10 protein-coding genes are annotated in these 18,805 nt (G+C 44.4%); 4 read left to right on the top strand and 6 right to left on the bottom strand.

What is annotated here, in order from left to right; translation table 11 throughout:
* Positions 1-4,659: tandem-95 repeat protein (locus R7R78_RS02455; protein WP_225472950.1), on the top strand; the 4,659-nt coding region annotated here is incomplete at its 5' end.
* A gap of 88 nt (positions 4,660-4,747) precedes the next feature.
* On the opposite strand, the gene R7R78_RS02450 is transcribed toward R7R78_RS02455, so the two are convergent.
* A complete protein-coding gene (locus R7R78_RS02450; RefSeq protein WP_031781371.1) occupies positions 4,748-5,362 on the bottom strand; it encodes an OmpA family protein in 615 nt (204 codons plus the stop codon).
* Positions 5,363-5,364: 2 nt separating this feature from the next.
* Entirely contained in the window at positions 5,365-6,681 is a 1,317-nt protein-coding gene (locus tag R7R78_RS02445) for a TolC family outer membrane protein (protein WP_005389970.1), read from the bottom strand.
* Between the two features lie 401 nt (positions 6,682-7,082).
* Here R7R78_RS02445 and R7R78_RS02440 point away from each other — a divergent pair, with 401 nt between their 5' ends.
* Positions 7,083-13,616: a Calx-beta domain-containing protein gene (locus R7R78_RS02440; RefSeq protein ID WP_225472949.1), complete on the top strand. Its 6,534-nt coding sequence runs from the start codon at positions 7,083-7,085 to the stop codon at positions 13,614-13,616.
* Positions 13,617-13,686: 70 nt separating this feature from the next.
* On the opposite strand, the gene R7R78_RS02435 is transcribed toward R7R78_RS02440, so the two are convergent.
* Positions 13,687-14,880: a class I SAM-dependent methyltransferase gene (locus R7R78_RS02435; protein ID WP_213886757.1), complete on the bottom strand. Its 1,194-nt coding sequence runs from the start codon at positions 14,878-14,880 to the stop codon at positions 13,687-13,689.
* A 160-nt stretch (positions 14,881-15,040) separates the two neighbouring features.
* A complete protein-coding gene (locus tag R7R78_RS02430) occupies positions 15,041-16,444 on the bottom strand; it encodes a methyl-accepting chemotaxis protein (protein WP_025766604.1) in 1,404 nt (467 codons plus the stop codon).
* A gap of 90 nt (positions 16,445-16,534) precedes the next feature.
* Here R7R78_RS02430 and yccX point away from each other — a divergent pair, with 90 nt between their 5' ends.
* A complete protein-coding gene (yccX, locus tag R7R78_RS02425) occupies positions 16,535-16,807 on the top strand; it encodes an acylphosphatase (RefSeq protein ID WP_017634611.1) in 273 nt (90 codons plus the stop codon).
* Between the two features lie 2 nt (positions 16,808-16,809).
* Here the strand turns inward: yccX and R7R78_RS02420 are convergent, their stop codons facing one another.
* The gene (locus R7R78_RS02420) at positions 16,810-17,139 is read right to left on the bottom strand and encodes a TusE/DsrC/DsvC family sulfur relay protein (RefSeq protein ID WP_005377396.1); all 330 of its coding nucleotides are present in this window, start codon (positions 17,137-17,139) and stop codon (positions 16,810-16,812) included.
* Positions 17,140-17,548: 409 nt separating this feature from the next.
* Between R7R78_RS02420 and R7R78_RS02415 the strand changes: the two genes are divergently transcribed.
* Positions 17,549-17,923, top strand: a complete 375-nt coding sequence (locus tag R7R78_RS02415) for a chromosome partitioning protein ParB (RefSeq protein ID WP_047102337.1) — start codon at positions 17,549-17,551, stop codon at positions 17,921-17,923.
* Positions 17,924-17,999: 76 nt separating this feature from the next.
* Here the strand turns inward: R7R78_RS02415 and R7R78_RS02410 are convergent, their stop codons facing one another.
* Entirely contained in the window at positions 18,000-18,668 is a 669-nt protein-coding gene (locus tag R7R78_RS02410) for a Bax inhibitor-1/YccA family protein (RefSeq protein ID WP_005494926.1), read from the bottom strand.
* Between the last annotated feature and the right edge of the window lie 137 nt (positions 18,669-18,805).

The raw sequence follows: 18,805 nt of genomic DNA, 5'->3' as shown, positions 1-18,805 counted from the left end.
GCAGACCAAACCTTGGCAGAAGACTTTACGCCATACAGCATCGATCTAAATACCGCTTTCAGTGATGTGGATAACGTGGATGGCGAGTTGAGCTTCAGTGTCTCTGGCAACAGCAACATTCAAGTGGCGATCGTCAATGGCATTGCTACGTTCACTCCAACCGCAGACTGGAACGGCTCAGAAATCCTAACCTTTACGGCTACCGATCCAAGCGGCGAAAGTGTTAGCCAAACGGTGAACTTCACAGTGGCGCCTGTGGCGGACATCGTGGCAGATAAAGCAACGGTCGTGGAAGACACGCCAACCATCATCAAGGTCTTAGGTAACGACACGTTCGAAGGCGACGACAAAGTGGTGTCGCTCGATACCAACAACGGTCCAGCGAACGGCACGGTCTCGGTCAACCCGGACGGCAGCGTGACTTACACGCCAAACGACAACTTCCACGGTACAGACAGCTTTACCTACATCGTCACGTCCGGTGGGGTATCGGAGTCCACCACGGTGAACGTCGATGTCACACCAGTCAATGACAAGCCTGACAGTGAGGACTTTACGCATGTGACTGACAAGCCTGTGACGCAAGTTGTATTTGATACTGATACGAAACCTTTAGGTGATGGCGACTCTCAGGATCATATAGCGGATATTGAAGATGACTTAAATGGCAACGACTTGCATGTGCAGATTACTGAACTACCGACCTCAGGAACATTGTTCTTCAGAGATAACAACGGTGAACTGCATGAAATAAAAGAAGTCAGTGACACTCTTTATGAAAAAGATAGCCTTTACTATGAAGCTGATAATGTGGGTTTCTTATTAGGTATCAAGGATCGCCCAGATACACCAAATAGTTCCGAGTCTACAACAGATTTCAATAATTGGGGGCTAAGTGAGGACGGAGGTCCATCACACTCCCGTACTGAGCATTTAGTTAATGGTTCCTCCATCACTATATCTTCTGATAGTGGTGAACTTGCTCAATACAACCGCCAAGTGTCACATATCGGAAACGGTATTGCTGACAATGATGGGCAGGGTATTGAGAAAGGCGAGACAATTACGATCGATTTGTCTAATAACCCTGTGGGCAGCGTAAACCTTGGCTTAGATGGATTAGGTGGATTGTTTGATTACGGTGATGACAACGCTGCGCTTATTACGGTTACGTATTTAGATTCAAATAATATCGAACAGACTCAAACGTTCGAGTTCTTGAAGCCTGAAGGCAACTTCATGCTATTCCAAGAAACAAGCGTTGGTTTTGGGCTGGAACTAGCTCTTCCTGAAGGTTCGGTCATTACTCAGTTAGATTTTTCTACGAAAAATGAAGGGAACTGGGAGTTACGTTATGTAGAAGGTATTCCTGCCGGAGATAGCTTTGGATATGTGGCAGTCGATTCTGAAAGTGGAGTTAGTGATCCGTCTACGGTCAATATCGTTAACGAAATACTAGATGGTAATGTTGCGGAAAATGGACCTGTGGTGGAGAGCATTGCAGGTGTTACTGTTGTTGAGGGTGACGATGTCACGTTTTCTGTTTCTCTAAATAACGCGACAGATCAGACCGTTAAGTATCAAGTGGATTTCTCTGCAGAGGGTTCTAGTGTGAGCTCTCAAGACATTGATTTGTCGAACGCAACTTTTACTAATGGCGTGAAGTATTTGGGTGGATACCTTATTGTTCCAGCCGGAGTGAATGGCTTTGAGATTACCATTCCAAGTATTGATGATCAGTTGGTTGAATCAACAGAGAGTCTTGTGATTAAAGTCGGAGATGTATCTGGCGTTGGCTATATTGATGATAATGATGTTCCGCCAGCAGTTCAAAGCAACGAAATTTCCGGATTAGAAGACGAAGCTATTGTTATAACACTAGAACATTTAGGCATCGTTGATAGTAGTATAAGTGTTGAGTTTGACACTTCTGCTCTAAATGGCTCACTGCAAGTGAAAGGTTCTGATGGTTGGGAAGCGGTTTCTGGCAGTGTACTCGCTTCTGATATCGAAAATGGTCTTGTTCGTTATGTTCCTGCTGAACATGAGTCTGGTGCAAATGTTTTCGATAAAGACGGTGTTGGGAACGGCTTGGATACTTACGAGCAGATTCATTTCACTGTTAGTGATGGCAATTCTTCTGCTTCAGGTACGTTGAGTATCGACATAGAGCCTGTCGCGGACCCAATTAAGATTGACCTTACTTTCGGTCCAGTAACGTCTGTACCTGTGACACTAGGCGGAAGCTGGTCTACAGACGAAGAACTTAAAGAGCTGCTTGAGGCAAGTAATTTACCAGGGCTTGACTTTGAACATGTGGTGACACAAACGTTTAATAACGGACATGTTGGTAATGACTTAATGCTAAGCGGTGACACTGAATCGCCACTGAGCTTTGTCGGAGATCAACAAGCAGGTGCGAACGTTGATGCTCAAGGCAGTGATATCTTTGTGACTGGAGGAGGTAATGATTCTATCTATGGCGGTATTGGTTCATTAGATGATCAAGCGGAGACGGACACAGTTGTTTACTCTGGCAAGTTGTCTGATTACAACTTCAACTATTACCCTGCATCTGACCACTCAGAAGTCCCGTATTGGATTGTCGAAGATAGCCGATTTATTGATACAAAAGATGTTGTTTCGAGCACTCATAAAGAGTCGGGTGACCACCTTTATGAAATTGAACAACTTATCTTCCAAGATGCCATTATCAAGCTAAACAACAACACAGGAGAGTATGTTGTACTTACAGAGCAGCAAGTCTCTTTTGACCTGAACCTTGATCTTATCGATGTGGATGGAAGTGAGTCATTCATTAACGATAGCGTCACCTTAACGGGAATTCCTTCAGGGCTAACATTAGAGGTGAATGGCAAAACGGTTACTGAAAACAGCGATGGTTCTTACACGGTTGACCTTTCAAGTGAACCAAATCAAACCAGTCATCAACTAAGCGGTACGATTACTGTACCAGCCGATTACAATGGTTCGTTAGATTTTGATGTAACAGCGACGGCAGGAAGTGTTGAAGTTAATAACAATACTCAAATGGGAACGGACACGGCTTCTGTTTCAGTTCGAGATTATGATTTTGTTTCCGGTACGCATGGTGATAACAAGATAGCTGGATCTGATAGCAATGATGTGATTGTTGGCGATGTTCAAGGATTACAGATTGTCGAGGGGCAGGACTACAACATTGCTTTTATGCTCGATACATCAGGCAGCATGGGTTACGACGTTGGTCTAGCGCTAGGTGAGCTAAAAACAGTGCTGAATACTCTTACCGAAAGTGCTAGTGGCCCTCATTCGGGCAAAGTGAACGTTTTATTGACCACATTTGCTACTGGGAGCTCTCAGGTACTTGAATTAGATTTGAGTGCTGACAACGCAACATCGCAAATAGAGTCTACATTGGATGCAATTTTACAAATCGGTGATGGTAATACAAATTATGAAGCCGGGTTCCAATCTGCACTAGACTGGTTTGCTAATGCCGATAGTGGCGCAACAAACCTAAGTTATTTCATATCTGATGGTCAACCAAACCAAGCTACGGATAACAATACGAGTTGGTTTAGTGGTTGGGAGGGTGTCGTACTTGGCGTGTCAGAACAAAAGTTAGTGACGCTAGCGGATGTCTTGCCAAGTGATTACAGGTTTGGTGATACAGTCACATACAACAATAAAACAATCATAGATTTTCGCGGGGCGGTGTATTCGCTCTCTACTGGAGAACAGGTGGGGAGAATGCTTAACTCATATGTCTATGATGATTATGGAAATCATGTTCTATCTCAAGCGAATAACGCATATCAAGCATTGGCTGAATTTAGTGAGGTTCGTTCGATAGGTCTTGGTCGCTACTTAGATGAAGATTCGTTAGAAAACTTCGACTCTGATGGTGTAGTAAGAGCTAATATAGATGTAAACCAACTAGCAGAAGTGATCCTTGGTAAGGAAGTTTCATTGATGCAAGGCAAAGATGAGATTAACAGCCTTGATGGAAATGACATTATTTTTGGTGATGCCATGCGTTTCGACGTCGATGGTGAGCAAGGAGTTTCCGCGCTGCAAAACTACGTAGCTTCTCAACTAGGTAAGGATGTTTCGTTGGTTACCAAAGAAGAAGTTCATCACTACATTACTGAAAACCAAGCAGAATTTGAACAGTCTCGTTATTACGACCAGGCAGATACCATCTCTGGTGGTTCAGGAGATGATATTTTGTTTGGACAAGGCGGTGACGACAAGCTGTTCGGTGGTGCAGATAATGATATTTTAATTGGTGGTTTCGGCAATGATATTTTGACAGGGGGGGACGGTGAAGACATCTTTAAATGGATTGATGTGTCCAATGAACGCGACACTGTCACTGACTTCAATAAAGATGAAGACACTCTAGACTTCTCTGATCTCTTTGATGACTTATCTAAAGATGAAATTGGAGAGCTTCTTAATGATCTTCAATCAGGTGATCATACCGGTGATGTCGGAGAGTATCACGTAGAAGTGGCACCAGATGGCAGCTCTGAGGCAAACCTGAGTATTACAAAAGGTAGCTCGACATTAGACATCCATTTTGACGGTGCAAGTGTTGATGATGTGACTCAAAGCTTGATTGCAAGTTTAGAGGCGCAATACAAAGATATGTAGTGGCGTTACCATTTAGGTAAAATTGAAAATCAAAAAAGGTCTAGCAATTTGCTAGACCTTTTATTTTTACGTTCTGTTTATGGTTGTGTTAGCTTTTTGGAAGTGTAGTGAAAACGGTCCACTCTTTCTTAACTTCGCCCTTGTGACCAATCACTGTTGCGGTTACTCGACGGTTTAGCGCGTGACTCACTTGGTCAGTGCCTTGTGTTGCAAGCACTGTGTCTCCATAGCCCACAATGGTAACTCTATCCCCACTAATACCATTCGTCATGAGTTCTTTTCTAACGTTCTCAGCCCGGCGCTTGGATAAGTCGAGATTGTGTTCTGCAGTACCAGTGCGACTAGCATAGCCCTGAATCTCGATAGACGTATTTGGGTACTCTTTCAAGAAATCGGACAACTCACGAATTTGTTGCGTAAAGATAGGGTTGATAACATCGGAATCGTTCGCAAATAGGACTCGAATTTGCATTTCTTGTGAGGAGTCGACATACGAGCCGCAACCATCGTTATCTATCTCGGCACCTAAAGGGGTACCCGGACACAAATCGCGCTCGTTAATAACGCCGTCTGAGTCATCATCTATATGATCAGCCCACTGATCGGCAATTGGCGTATCGATGTAATCATACTCATCGCCTTTATCGGATGAGCTGCATGCCGAAATCATCAATGAGAGTGCAATAAGAGTTATGTGTTTCATAATTAATACTCCACTTCTTCTAGCCATTCTTTAGGCATTTCGACCCTTAATGCACTCAACAGTTGACCTGTTGCGTTCATCACTCGATATTTGGCGTACTGCTCTGCGTATTTAGAATCTAAGTAGTCTTTACGCGCCTCAAAGAGCTCGTTTTCAGTGTTCAATAGATCAAGCAGTGTTCGTTTACCGATGCGATATTGCTTCTCGTAAGCAATTACGGTCTCAGACGCAGAGTCAACATGATCTGACAGAAACTCTTTTTGTTGTAATGTTAAATCAAGCGCACTCCAAGAAAGTCTTAACCCTTCTTCAACATTGCGATAGGCACCTTCACGCAAGTCTTTTGCTTTATTTAGCTGGTAGGCGAAGTTTTCTGAGTTCGCTGCATCACTGCCGCCATTGAATAGGTTGTAGCGTAGACGCAGCATGGCAAGTGTCTCATCACTGCGACCTTTTAAACCATCAGCGTCGTCACGCCATGTTTGCGAAGCTTCAATGGAAATGGTTGGGTAGTTAACACCTTTAGACTGTTTGTATTGAAACTTAGCCGAGTCTACGTCTGCGAGCGCCACTTGAATAACGGGATGCAGTTCAAATGCCAAGCCTACCGCTTCATCAACTGTGTACGGAATAAAGTTTTGGTCCGCTCTCGGAAAGATTAGCCCTTGCGGTGTTTGACCGACTAAACGAGTGAACATCGTGTGAGAGTCATACAGGTTATTTTGAGCAGCGGCTAAGTTGCCGTGTGCTTTTGCCAAACGTGCTTCTACTTGCGTTAAGTCAGCGGTAGAGCCGATACCCGAGTTGACTCGTTTTTTAATGTCATCGTAGATATCTTTGTGAACAGCCAGGTTGTTTTCAGACAGCTTGAGTATTTCGTAAGCTTTTACAGCGTCTAGATAAACTTTGGTGACTTCAAGTGCTTTATCCGATGCGTCGGCCAAAAGTTGAAATCTTACTGATTCAGCATCCGCTGCGGTTCGGTCGATATCATTAAGAGTCGCACTGCCGTCCCAGATAAGTTGGGTTAGTGTCACCGATGCTTCTTTTCGAGTGTAATCTGTATCTCCACGTCCCACCTCGTCAGAAGGGTCTAATCCTTCATACCCAATACCCGCATCTAGATCAATAGAGGGTAAGTAAGCACCCGAAGATGCTTCATTTACGTATTTTCGGCTCGTAAATTCATTAAATGCACTCTTAATGTCAGGGTTGTTTTTTAACGTCAATGCCACGGCTTGCTCTAAAGTTTGACCGAAAACGGGTATAGACACCATTAAACTACAGCAGCAAGCAATATTTAGTCGGTTCCATTTCACGGTATTTCTCCTAAAAATTCGTGTTGCTTTTTGCTATTTCATCTCATAACTGAGACGAAACATCATAAATAACAGTGCTTGAGTAAGGGATTTATCAACCTACTGTTAAAACAAAGCTTTTGTTTCAAAAATCCAAGATTTCGCCTTTTAAAACCTTAGCACATATGTCGAATGTTGCTTAGCAACATAGCAAGTTTAGCTCGGAGAAAAGCTTGAATTCTTAATATCATAGCGTTTCACGGCCTGTGTCACTCTGCGCTTTTTTGTAACTCTGCCCCTAGAGTTATCAAACGTCCTACAAGCTACACATACAACGAAAATATGATGATTTTGACTAAACTATAGACGTAAATGTAGGGGTGACAAACTTTTGACTTGGTTTGAAGTGGGGCGAGGTAGATATGGAACGTGTAACTTTTAGCTCATTGGCGGGCAACATTGTCGTTATCGGGTTGGACGGGGAGATTAGGACTTTAGGTCAGGGTCAACTACCTCAACCAGGAGAGTTAATAATCGATGAAGTATCAGATACTTCTGAACTTGTTATCGAGCAGGTGACACCACAAGGAAGTTCAATAAATGTAACTGATGATATCACTGCGTTAATTGAAGCAATTGCGAGTGGGGAAGACCCGACTGAGCTGGGTGAAGAGTTTGAACCTGCTGCAGGTGAAGGAAACGGGTCTAGCCCACAGAATACGGGAGCTATAGATCGCACAGGTGCTGAATTACTCGCTAGTACCAATTTTGAGACAGTGGGAACTGACGGAACAGGATTTTCAAGTACTCAGGTAGAGACGCTACTCGATATTCTCCAAATACAACCACCAGAACCAACAGCAATCCCCGTTCCTGCAACGATAATTGTTCAGGAAATATCCAGTCCGACTATCAACGAAGGTGATCAGGTTGTATTCGATATTACTTTAAACCAAGCAACAGAGGACAATACTGATGTCACTTTGTCGCTACTTGATGGTACCGCAACTGGCGGTTCAACTGACGAGAGCGGAAGTGACTACGTTAATGAGCGTGTTCTCATAACATTTTCTGATGGTACAACGGAAGAAATCTTGGTTGATGATAACGGTACTTTTACAGTCTCGGTCCCATTAGGTGAAAGCGGGTTTACGGTTTCTCTCGACTCTATAGATGACTCTATATTCGAAGGCCCAGAAACGTTTACGCTTTCTGGCACAACAGAAGAACAAAATACACCTGCAACCGGGGTGGCAACCATTGTTGATGATGGTAGTGGGCCAGGTTTAAGTCCTGATGATGATCGCCCAACGGTAACGATGAGCGATGCAGGGATAGTTAATGAGGGTGAAACGGCTAGCTTTAAAGTGTCGTTATCTAATCCATCAGCTATAGATGTTGAGGTTGAACTGACTCTCAACTTAGGTGACACCGAAGCCGGTGACTTAGGTCTCTTAGAATACAACACGGGAAATGGCTGGGTTGCAGTGCCAAATGATGGTGTGGTGACGGTGTCAGCCGGGCAAACCGAATTTGATGTGCGTATCGCTTCCATTGATGACACCGTTTATGAAGGCCCTGAAGATTTCAGTGTGACAGTAACTGGCATTGGGGCGGTACAAGGCAGCGATACGGGTACAGCAACGATTGTGGATGATGGCAGTGGTCCAGGACCTGATCCGGACGATGACCGTCCAAGTGTGACTATTACCGATGCTGGCACCATTAATGAGGGTGAGACTGCGAACTTCACAGTCACCTTATCGAACGCGTCTGAAGCGGAAACGCAAGTGGAGTTGGGTCTTAATCTCGGCGATACCGAAGCCGGTGACTTAGGTACCTTAGAATACAACACGGGAAGTGGTTGGGTTGCAGTGCCAAACGATGGCGTGGTGACGGTGCCAGCCGAGCAAACCGAATTTGATGTGCGTATCGCTTCCAATGATGACGCCGTTTATGAAGGCCCAGAAGATTTCAGCGTGACGGTGACTGGCATTGGCGCGGTGCAAGGCAGTGATACGGGTACAGCAACGATTGTGGATGATGGCAGTGGTCCAGGACCTGATCCCGATGATGATCGCCCAAGCGTGACTATTACCGATGCTGGCATTATTAATGAAGGTGATACGGCGAACTTCAAAGTGACGCTATCGAATGCCTCCGAGTCCACTGTTCAAGTCGAGCTAGGCCTAAACTTGGGTGACACTGAAGCCGGTGACTTAGGCACCTTAGAATACAACACCGGAAGCGGTTGGGTTGCAGTGCCAAACGATGGCGTGGTGACGGTGCCAGCCGGGCAAACCGAATTTGATGTGCGTATCGCTTCCATTGATGACACCGTTTATGAAGGCCCTGAAGATTTCAGTGTGACAGTAACTGGCATTGGGGCGGTACAAGGCAGCGATACGGGTACAGCAACGATTGTGGATGATGGCAGTGGTCCAGGACCTGATCCGGACGATGACCGTCCAAGTGTGACTATTACCGATGCTGGCACCATTAATGAGGGTGAGACTGCGAACTTCACAGTCACCTTATCGAACGCGTCTGAAGCGGAAACGCAAGTGGAGTTGGGTCTTAATCTCGGCGATACCGAAGCCGGTGACTTAGGTACCTTAGAATACAACACGGGAAGCGGTTGGGTCACAGTGCCAAACGATGGCGTGGTAACGGTGCCAGCCGGGCAAACTGAGTTTGATGTGCGTATCGCTTCCATTGATGACACCGTTTATGAAGGCCCTGAAGATTTCAGTGTGACGGTAACTGGCATTGGGGCGGTACAAGGCAGTGATACGGGGACGGCGACGATAGTGGACGACGGCAGTGGTCCAGGACCTGATCCCGATGATGACCGCCCAAGCGTGACTATTACCGATGCTGGCACCATTAATGAGGGTGAGACTGCGAACTTCAAAGCCACCTTATCGAATGCCTCCGAATCTGCAGTTCAAGTGGAACTTGGCCTCAACTTAGGTGACACCGAAGCCGGTGACTTAGGTACCTTAGAATACAACACGGGAAGTGGTTGGGTCGCAGTGCCAAACGATGGCGTGGTGACGGTGCCAGCCGGGCAAACCGAATTTGATGTGCGTATCGCTTCCATTGATGACACCGTTTATGAAGGCCCTGAAGATTTCAGTGTGACAGTAACTGGCATCGGGGCGGTGCAAGGCAGTGATACGGGTACAGCAACGATAGTGGATGATGGCAGTGGCCCGGGCCCTGATCCGGACGATGACCGCCCAAGTGTGACTATTACGGATGCTGGCACCATTAATGAGGGTGAGACTGCGAACTTCAAAGTCACCTTATCGAACGCGTCTGAAGCGGAAACGCAGGTGGAACTGGGTCTTAATCTCGGCGATACCGAAGCCGGTGACTTAGGTACCTTAGAATACAACACGGGAAGTGGTTGGGTTGCAGTGCCAAATGATGGCGTGGTGACGGTGCCAGCCGGGCAAACCGAGTTTGATGTGCGTATCGCTTCCATTGATGACACCGTTTATGAAGGCCCTGAAGATTTCAGTGTGACGGTGACTGGCATTGGGGCGGTACAAGGCAGCGATACGGGTACAGCAACGATTGTGGATGATGGCAGTGGCCCTGGACCCGATCCGGATGATGACCGTCCGGTTGTTGCGGCAATTAGTGATAGAACCGTAAACGAAGGTGAGTCTGCTACGTTGGTTGTCACTTTGAGTAACCTAAGCACTACGGATACTCTCGTTAATCTGACACTTAATGATGGCACAGCAGAGGGAGGGGTAGATTACACCAAATCGTCTGTTACTGTTACCTATGCAGATAGTTCATCAGACGTTATCCCTGTGAACCCTGATGGTACATTTAATGTGTCCGTACCAGCTGGTGATATGACCTTTGACGTTGTGATAAGTACCACCGACGATGAGCTGTTCGAAAGCGATGAAAATTTCACATTAATTGGACAGACCGAGATACAAACAACTCCGGTTATAGGCACGGTAACGATTCTTGATAACGATACAGTCAGCGTTGCCTCTATTTCTAGTGAAGTGGTTAATGAAGGTGAACCTATCATTTTTGATGTTACTTTAAGTAACCCTAGTGATAGTGAAAGTTTGGTCAATATGGTGCTCGCTGATGGTAGCGCAGAGGGGGGCATAGACTACATCAATACATCGGTTACAGTTACCTATGCGGATAACTCAACAGATGTCATTACTGTCAACGCAAACGGAACATTTGATGTTTCAGTTCCCGCGAACGACGTCTCATTCAGCGTCACAGTCAATACTATTGATGATGACCTATTCGAAGGCGCAGAGACTTTAACACTCTCGGGTAAAACTGCCACTCAAATTACATCTGCAATGGGTACAGGGACTCTTCTTGATGATGGTTCGGGGCCAGGACCTGATCCAGATGACGATCGCCCAACAGTGGCAGCGATTACCTCTACAACGGTAAACGAAGGTGATATTGCAACACTAGATGTAACGTTGAGTAATGAAAGCACCACCAACACCACTGTCAATATGATGCTGACTGACGGATCAGCAGAAGGCGGTGTTGATTACACCGATACTTCAGTAACAATTACTTATGAGAGTGGCGGCATAGAAGTCGTTACGGTAAATCCAGATGGCAGCTTTATTGTCGATGTGCCCGCAAATGATACGACTTATAGTGTTTCTGTAAGTACAACAGATGATGACTTATTCGAAGGACCTGAAACCTTTACGTTATCAGGTAACACTGATAACCAAGTTGGCTCTGTGATTGGTACCGGTACTATTGTTGATGATGGTAGTGGCCCAGGACCAGATCCTGATGATGACCGCCCGACTGTAGCAGCGATTACGGATGCCATAGTTAGTGAAGGTGAGCTGGCAACGCTTGAAGTCACTTTAAGCAATGCAAGTACCACAAACACCGTTGTTAATATGACATTAGCAAATGGGACAGCTGAAGGAGGTTCGGATTATACAAATACGACAGTAACCGTTACCTACGCTGATAGTAGTACCGACGTTATTTCAGTGAACCCAGATGGTACGTTTGATGTCATTGTACCAGCTTTAGACACAACATTTAGCGTTACTATGGTGACGTTAAACGATGATATTTATGAGGGTGATGAGAACTTTACATTATCCGGTGCCACTACTGTGCAAACAACTGCTGCGGTCGGTACCGTAACGATTAACGATGATGCAGACATACCAACTGTCACTGAAATTACGGATATTCAAGTGGTGGAAGGTAACGATGCGAAGTTTAACGTTACACTGAGTAATGCAAGTGCGGTTGCGATTATGGTTAGTATGTCTCTCTTAGACGGAACCGCTGTCGCTGGAGATGATTTTAACGCTACGAGTGTGACCATTACTTATGCTGATAACACGACGGAAGTTATTGCGGTAAACCCTGATGGAGCGTTTGATGTCTCGGTACCTGCGAGTGATACTAACTTTAGTGTTACGGTAAACACTGTTGAAGACCAGATTTATGAATCTTCAGAAAACTTTGTTTTAACTGGTTCGATTCAAGGGCAATCACCTGCAGCGTCAGGCCTTGGTACTATTATTGATGATGACAATACACCTCCGACAGTAGAAGACTTTGGCATTTCGGTTGACCTTAGTGTGGGAGGAGACGCTTTAATTGACTTTGCACCACATGCGCAAGACTTTGAAGATGACTTTGATCTTCAAGATGATAAAGAAACGAGCATCTGTGTCACGACGCTTCCAGACTATGGCTATCTCTATTACTTGGATGATCAGAACAATGAAGTCATATTGGACATTGGTGATGTGATTCCAGAAACTACGGAAGTCAGATATGCACTAACGGAAGACTTCTTTGATGAGCAAAGCTTTGATTCCCAAGATTTACTCGATGAATTTTCTAAAGACTTCATTGCCGATTCAGTCGATGTTAACGGTTTAAGTTTCTTTGGAGGAACCATTGATGGTAATGGTGACTTTGTCAATAATGCTCAAATCAAGGTCGACTTTGCCGCTCAGCAGGTAGGTTTAGTTGTAGTGTCACCGGGCGAAACTGGCCAAGGGGATGAAATTAGTACGAGTGAGTTCATTGCCATTGAATTAGATGAAGGGCTTGAAGCTAAAGAAGCAAGGTTAAACCTAGCAAGCTTGAATGATAGGTTTAACAGTGGCGGCGCTTGGATTCAAGCATACTTTTATATGGGCGATACTCTTGTTGATATACAAACCATACACACCAGTGACATCGTATTTACTGGTAATCAAGAAGGTTACGCTGACGTATCGCTAAGTAATGGCAGTTTTGATGAGATTCGCTTGTTCCCTGAAACAGACAGTTCAAGTGATAAAGCCAGCTTTACTCTAGTTGGTACTCAGATTACAAGTTTTAATAATGTAAACGACTCGTTTGATTACAAAGCGATTGACTCAGATGGTTTAGAAAGCGATACCACTGCAACCGTTGATATTGATTTTAACAATGTCTCTTTTGAAACAGTGACCGCTTTCGGTACACAGACTGCTTCGTTACAGCAAGAGCCTAATATCATCATGGGAACAGACCAAGATGATGTTCTTGTAGGCACCGATGGTAATGATATTCTAATTGGTGGTCTAGGTAATGATATTTTGACTGGTGGCGGAGGTGATGACATCTTCAAGTGGACAGAGATGCAATCCGCAACTGACACCGTGACGGATTTCAGTGACGGGGATCAGCTCGATTTTACCGATGTATTTGATGATATGAGTGGTACTGATATTTCCACATTACTTGATGATCTCGGCTCTGGCGATTATCACGGAAGCGTGGATGATATCACGGTGGCGGTGACTGAAAGTGGAGGTAACTCAACTCTGACCATAAATAAAGATGGACAACAGTTGGAGGTTAATTTTGACGGAGCTTCTGCTTCTGATATCGCCAATAGTTTGATTTCTAATCTTGAACAATTACGAGAGTAAATGATTCAAAATGAAAAACGGAGCGAAAGCTCCGTTTTTCATTTAGTAATGCAGTAAGTTCAGGCAATAATTAAAGCACTTTACATGCAAAACCTTTTAAGTAGAAACCTTCTGGATATGCTGTATCGGTTGGGTGGTCAGCGGCTTGTTCAAAACGCTCCACAAACTTTACTTGGCGGTTAGCGTCTACGGCTGCATCAGCGATGATTTTCTGGAACAGAACTTGATCCATCAAGCCAGAGCAAGAGTAGGTCAGTAGCGTGCCGCCCGGTTTTAGAATTTGCATTGCTAGCATGTTGATGTCTTTGTAACCACGACATGCGCCGTTGAGTTGTGCTTTGCTCTCTGCGAACTTCGGTGGGTCCATGATCACAACATCGAACTGAGTTCCTTGATCACGATACTCACGAAGCAGCTTAAACACGTCTGCATTTAGGAACACGGCACGCTTCTTCGAAATATCAAACTCGTTTAGTTCTGCGTTGAATTTTGCGGTATCTAAAGCAGGTTGTGACACGTCAGCGTTAATCACACGCTTTGCATCACCTTTTAGAGCGTAAAGTCCGAAGCCACCTGTGTAAGAGAAGCAGTTAAGAACTTCTTTGCCTTTCATATATTTCATCGCTTGCTGGCGACTATCACGTTGATCTAGGTAGAAACCTGTTTTGTGTCCGCCAACGATATCTACACTAATCTTTACGCCATTTTCTTCGATGACGACCGATTTAGGTGGCTCTTCGCCGTGCAAGACGCCCGTGATCTCTTTTAAACCTTCTTTTTTACGAACGGCCACGTCAGAGCGCTCGTACACATTACAATCAGGGAAGCACTCAACCAGAGCGTCAACAATAGCCTGCTTATTGTGTTCTGCGCCAGCACTGAGAAGTTGGCACACAAAGAAACTTTGGTAACGGTCGATCGTAACGCCTGGTAAGCCGTCAGACTCTGCTGCGATAAGGCGATAACCCGTAAGGCCATCACGTTCGATAATGTCTTCACGAAGAAGTTGTGCGTCTTTAAGTCGTTTAACGAAAAAAGCGGTGTCGATTTCTTCTTTATCAAAACTCCAAATACGAGCACGAATTTGTGAAGCTGGCGAATATGCCGCCTTAGCTAGCCATTTACCGTCGTGAGTGAATACATCAACCGTTTCGCCAAGAGCAGGTTCGCCCTCAACTTTGTTGATGCCTCGAGAGAAGATCCAAGGGTGCTTGCGCTTGACCGATTTCTCACGACCTTTAACCAAATAGATAGCAGCTGTCATTTCATTAGCTCTTGTTGAATTTTGAAAGGGGCGTATTGTCCGGGATGTAAATGGTAAAAGCAATATCCCTCGGCAATCCAGTACATTGTGGTGACTTTTAAATACAAAAAAGGTCACTAAAGTGACCCTTTTATTGAATTTGCTGTAATAGATTCCGTTGCTATGCTTTAAGTCCAGTAAGTAGTGCTTCCATTGTGTCGCTTTGCTTACGCAGTTGATCAACGTTTTGTGAAGTCGTGCTTATCATATTGCACACGTTATCTGCTTGAACTCGAATTTCTTCAACGCTTGAGGCGATATTGTCCGCGACTACACCTTGCTCTTCAGCTGCTGTTGCAATTTGAATGCTACTGTCGGAGATAGTTTGATTTTTATCTGCCAAAGAGCCGATTTCGTGATTCACTTCCGTCATGAGGTTTTGTCCCTCATTTGCATTATTAACTGTCACTTCCATCAGCTTAGTAAGTGACTGGCTGTTACGCTGTAACGATTCGATCATCGTTTGGATTTCAACTGTCGCTTGCTGAGTGCGTCCCGCAAGAGCGCGAACCTCATCCGCAACGACCGCAAATCCACGACCTTGTTCTCCAGCACGTGCAGCTTCAATAGCCGCGTTCAGAGCAAGTAGGTTGGTTTGCTCGGAGATCCCATTGATTGTTGTCACTACTTCATCAATTTGTGCTGCATTGGCATCTAACTCGGCAACGGCTTGAGACGCAGATTGAATCTCATTAGAGAGGTTCGAAATCGAGTGAAGCGTATTCTCAACTTTCACTTGTCCAGACTGAGCCACGTTTCGCGCATCATCGGTTTGCGTGCTTGAATCGTGAGCTAGTGTCGCGACTTCTCGAATCGTTGATGCCATTTGTTCCGTTGCACTCGCAAGAGAGTTGAGGTGTTCCTGCTGAGTCGCTGAAATATCTGAACTGTGATGAATCGATTGATTCAGGTCTGAGCTAATTTGTTGCATTAACGCCACAGACTCTTGAATCGACAGCACCATTTGTTGCTCTCGTTCTGCAACTTTGTCTATCGTAATAGCAATTTCACTAAACTCGTCGCGAACAGGGAAGAAGTTCATTCTCGCAGTTAAGTCGCCACCCGCAAGGGTGTTTAATGCTTTGTTCATCGTGAACATCGCGCCGCCAATAAACGTCATGATGTAGTAAACGCCAAGAGCGAGAATAAACAAGCTCACACAGATAATGCTTACTTGAGTCGTTGATAGGGCAGCCCATAAAGAAAGTTCATGGTTCGCAACCAAACTGTACGTACCATTTAAAACAGACACGGATTGCGAACCAGAGCCAATAGAAACGGTTTCTGAACCAGCGATTAGGCTTGCTACTTGAGATTGAGAAAGGTTGCCTGCCTCTATCAGACCTTTCATAAGCATGAGCTCTTCTTGGTACATACTTGAGATCAGTGTATTAGCCGCGCTATTAAGGACGAGAGTGAGAATGACTAAAGCAAGAAGAGGGAGAACGAAGAGCAAATAGAACTTTTCTTGAATCTTTAAGTGAATGAGATACTTATCAATCCAGCGGAATGGAATTTCTTTCATAATTATAATAACCGTGCAAAAACCCACTATCCTTAGTGGGGTGAATAGACGCAAAGAATATATCACTCAGTAAAAAGAAGCGGTACAAAGATGAACGTAAAGTGTGAGAGATTTATAGTAAAAGGTCACGTTCAAGGCGTCGGCTTTCGTTACCATACTTCCCATCAAGGATTGAAGCTAGGGTTAACAGGTTATGCGAAGAACCTAAACAATGGTGATGTTGAAGTGATGGCGTGTGGAACAGACGCGCAAATAGTTGCGTTTTCGGAATGGTTACAAGAAGGACCGCGAACGGCAACAGTAGAGCATGTGATGCAGGAGCCTGCGTCGTATAAGCCGTTACGCGGTTTTAAAATTTTATGAATCTACAAGCATTTAGCTGGCTTTGGTAGGCCGGCTAATTTGGTTGCTTGTTTGGCTGGTCCCTTTTTAAACAGCTTGAATAGATACTTACTGTTACCTTTTTCCGGGCCGTGTGCTTTTTCCATCGCTTTCACAAGCATACGCACTGCAGGGGAGGTATTAAACTCTTCATAAAAGTCTCGCACAAAATGCACAACTTCCAAATGAGCATCCGTAAGCTCGATGTCTTCTTCTTTTGCTAAAAGCTCAATCATACCTTCTTCCCATTGAGTATGATCCAATAAGTAGCCTTGAGCATCCGTTTCAATTTCTTTGCCGTTGTAAACGAACATAACGTTTTATCCGTTAAGTAAACATGGATGTTTATAGATTAGCGACAGCCGAGAATGTTCTCAACAAAAGAATCTCGAAGTAGTGCCGAGCGAAGCAAAAGCGTACAAAATGGTGAGTGCTTTTTGACTAAGCCAGGTGCTTTGATATAAATGCTCTTTTATTCAAATAAATAGGAAACTATTCAGTTTGTTAGAAATTTTTCGGGGTGAGTACCAACGAAATTGCATGGATACCCAGGCTTATTCATTTTTGTTTTGGTTTTTTCTTGGCTACTTGTCTGATTATGGGATTTTATGGGTGAATGAATAGCTGACAACGTTGTGTTTGTTTTCATAGACCGATATTCTCTTTGATTGATGAAAAGCCTGTATTCAGGTTAGAAACAACAATGATGACAAGGAGTTAGTCATGTCGAAACAACGTTACATTGAGATTAATGACAATGTAAAATCCACTTGGTCCATCGAGCGAATTTGGCAACTTGCAGAATCCTTACCTGTAGAAGAAATTGCGATTGATGATATAAAGGGCCCAAATGAAGTGACTTGGTTTAGTCATGAAGGGCCACGGCCAACCTGCCGTGAAATTGCAAAACATTGCCAACGAATCAACAATGCTGATTTGTCGTATCCGGTAATCTTAACCAGTGACTATCGTGTTTTTGACGGTATGCACCGAATCGCCAAGCAAATCATGTTAGGAGAGGAAACGATCAAAGTAAGACGCTTTAGAGAAAATCCAGAAGCTGACGAAGTTATCGAGTTGTCTGTAGAGCAGGCGTAATACACTGAATTGCACACAAAGAAAAAGCCCGAAGGAATTACCTTCGGGCTTTTTTATTCTACTTAACGAGAAACGATTAATCGTCGTTCATAATACCTAGAATGCTTAGTAGACTAGTGAACAAGTTAAGGATGTTTAGGTACATCGAAATTGTTGCACTGATGTAGTTTGTCTCTTCGCCACGAACGATACGACTTGTATCGAATAGGATGAAACCAGAGAACACGAGTGCAGAAACACTGCTGATTACTAGGTGAGCCATTGTTGAACCAACGAAGATGTTAATCAGCGCTGCAACGATCACAATGATCAAACCTGCCATCAGGAAGTTGCGCATGAAAGAGAAATCTTTCTTGCTTGAAATGGTGTAAGCCGATAGGCCAAGGAACACCATACCAGTCAAACCTAGAGCTTGAGCAATGATAGTAGGACCGTTTGGAATTGATGCGTAGTAGTTAAGCATTGGACCTAAAGCACCACCCATTAGAGTCGTGAAAACGAATGTCCAAACGATACCAGATGATGAGTTGATTGCCTTTGGCATAACAAAGAACAAAATACCAATCGCTGCAAGCTGCATCACAATTGCCATGATTGGTGAAATTTGCATTGCCATAGTCGCGACTGCTGCGATAGCACTGGTCATCAGTGTCATCGACAGTAGGAAGTAAGTGTTTTTCAGTACTTTGTTAGTTTCTAGTGTATTAGGAACACTTGTTGAACGAGTAAACATTGGACTGTTCATAATTATCCTCAATAAGGGAGTTTACTATTGGTACATTTATGGGGCTGAAAGTTCAAAAAATCAAGCCCTTTTCATGCATATCCTAGATAAAATGATAATGGAAATAAGATGTTATGTATTTGGCAACTTGTAACACA

This window comes from Vibrio sp. 2134-1 (assembly GCF_033339495.1).
Note: the sequence above shows the minus strand (reverse complement) of the source record. Positions and strands in the feature narration are given on the sequence as shown.

Excerpts from the sequence above, each read along its gene's own strand:
- R7R78_RS02450 (WP_031781371.1), bottom strand. The coding sequence starts at position 5,362 with ATGAAACACATAACTCTTATTGCACTCTCATTGATGATTTCGGCATGC.
- R7R78_RS02440 (WP_225472949.1), top strand. The coding sequence starts at position 7,083 with ATGGAACGTGTAACTTTTAGCTCATTGGCGGGCAACATTGTCGTTATC.
- R7R78_RS02435 (WP_213886757.1), bottom strand. The coding sequence starts at position 14,880 with ATGACAGCTGCTATCTATTTGGTTAAAGGTCGTGAGAAATCGGTCAAG.
- R7R78_RS02430 (WP_025766604.1), bottom strand. The coding sequence starts at position 16,444 with ATGAAAGAAATTCCATTCCGCTGGATTGATAAGTATCTCATTCACTTA.
- yccX (WP_017634611.1), top strand. The coding sequence starts at position 16,535 with ATGAACGTAAAGTGTGAGAGATTTATAGTAAAAGGTCACGTTCAAGGC.
- R7R78_RS02420 (WP_005377396.1), bottom strand. The coding sequence starts at position 17,139 with ATGTTCGTTTACAACGGCAAAGAAATTGAAACGGATGCTCAAGGCTAC.
- R7R78_RS02415 (WP_047102337.1), top strand. The coding sequence starts at position 17,549 with ATGTCGAAACAACGTTACATTGAGATTAATGACAATGTAAAATCCACT.
- R7R78_RS02410 (WP_005494926.1), bottom strand. The coding sequence starts at position 18,668 with ATGAACAGTCCAATGTTTACTCGTTCAACAAGTGTTCCTAATACACTA.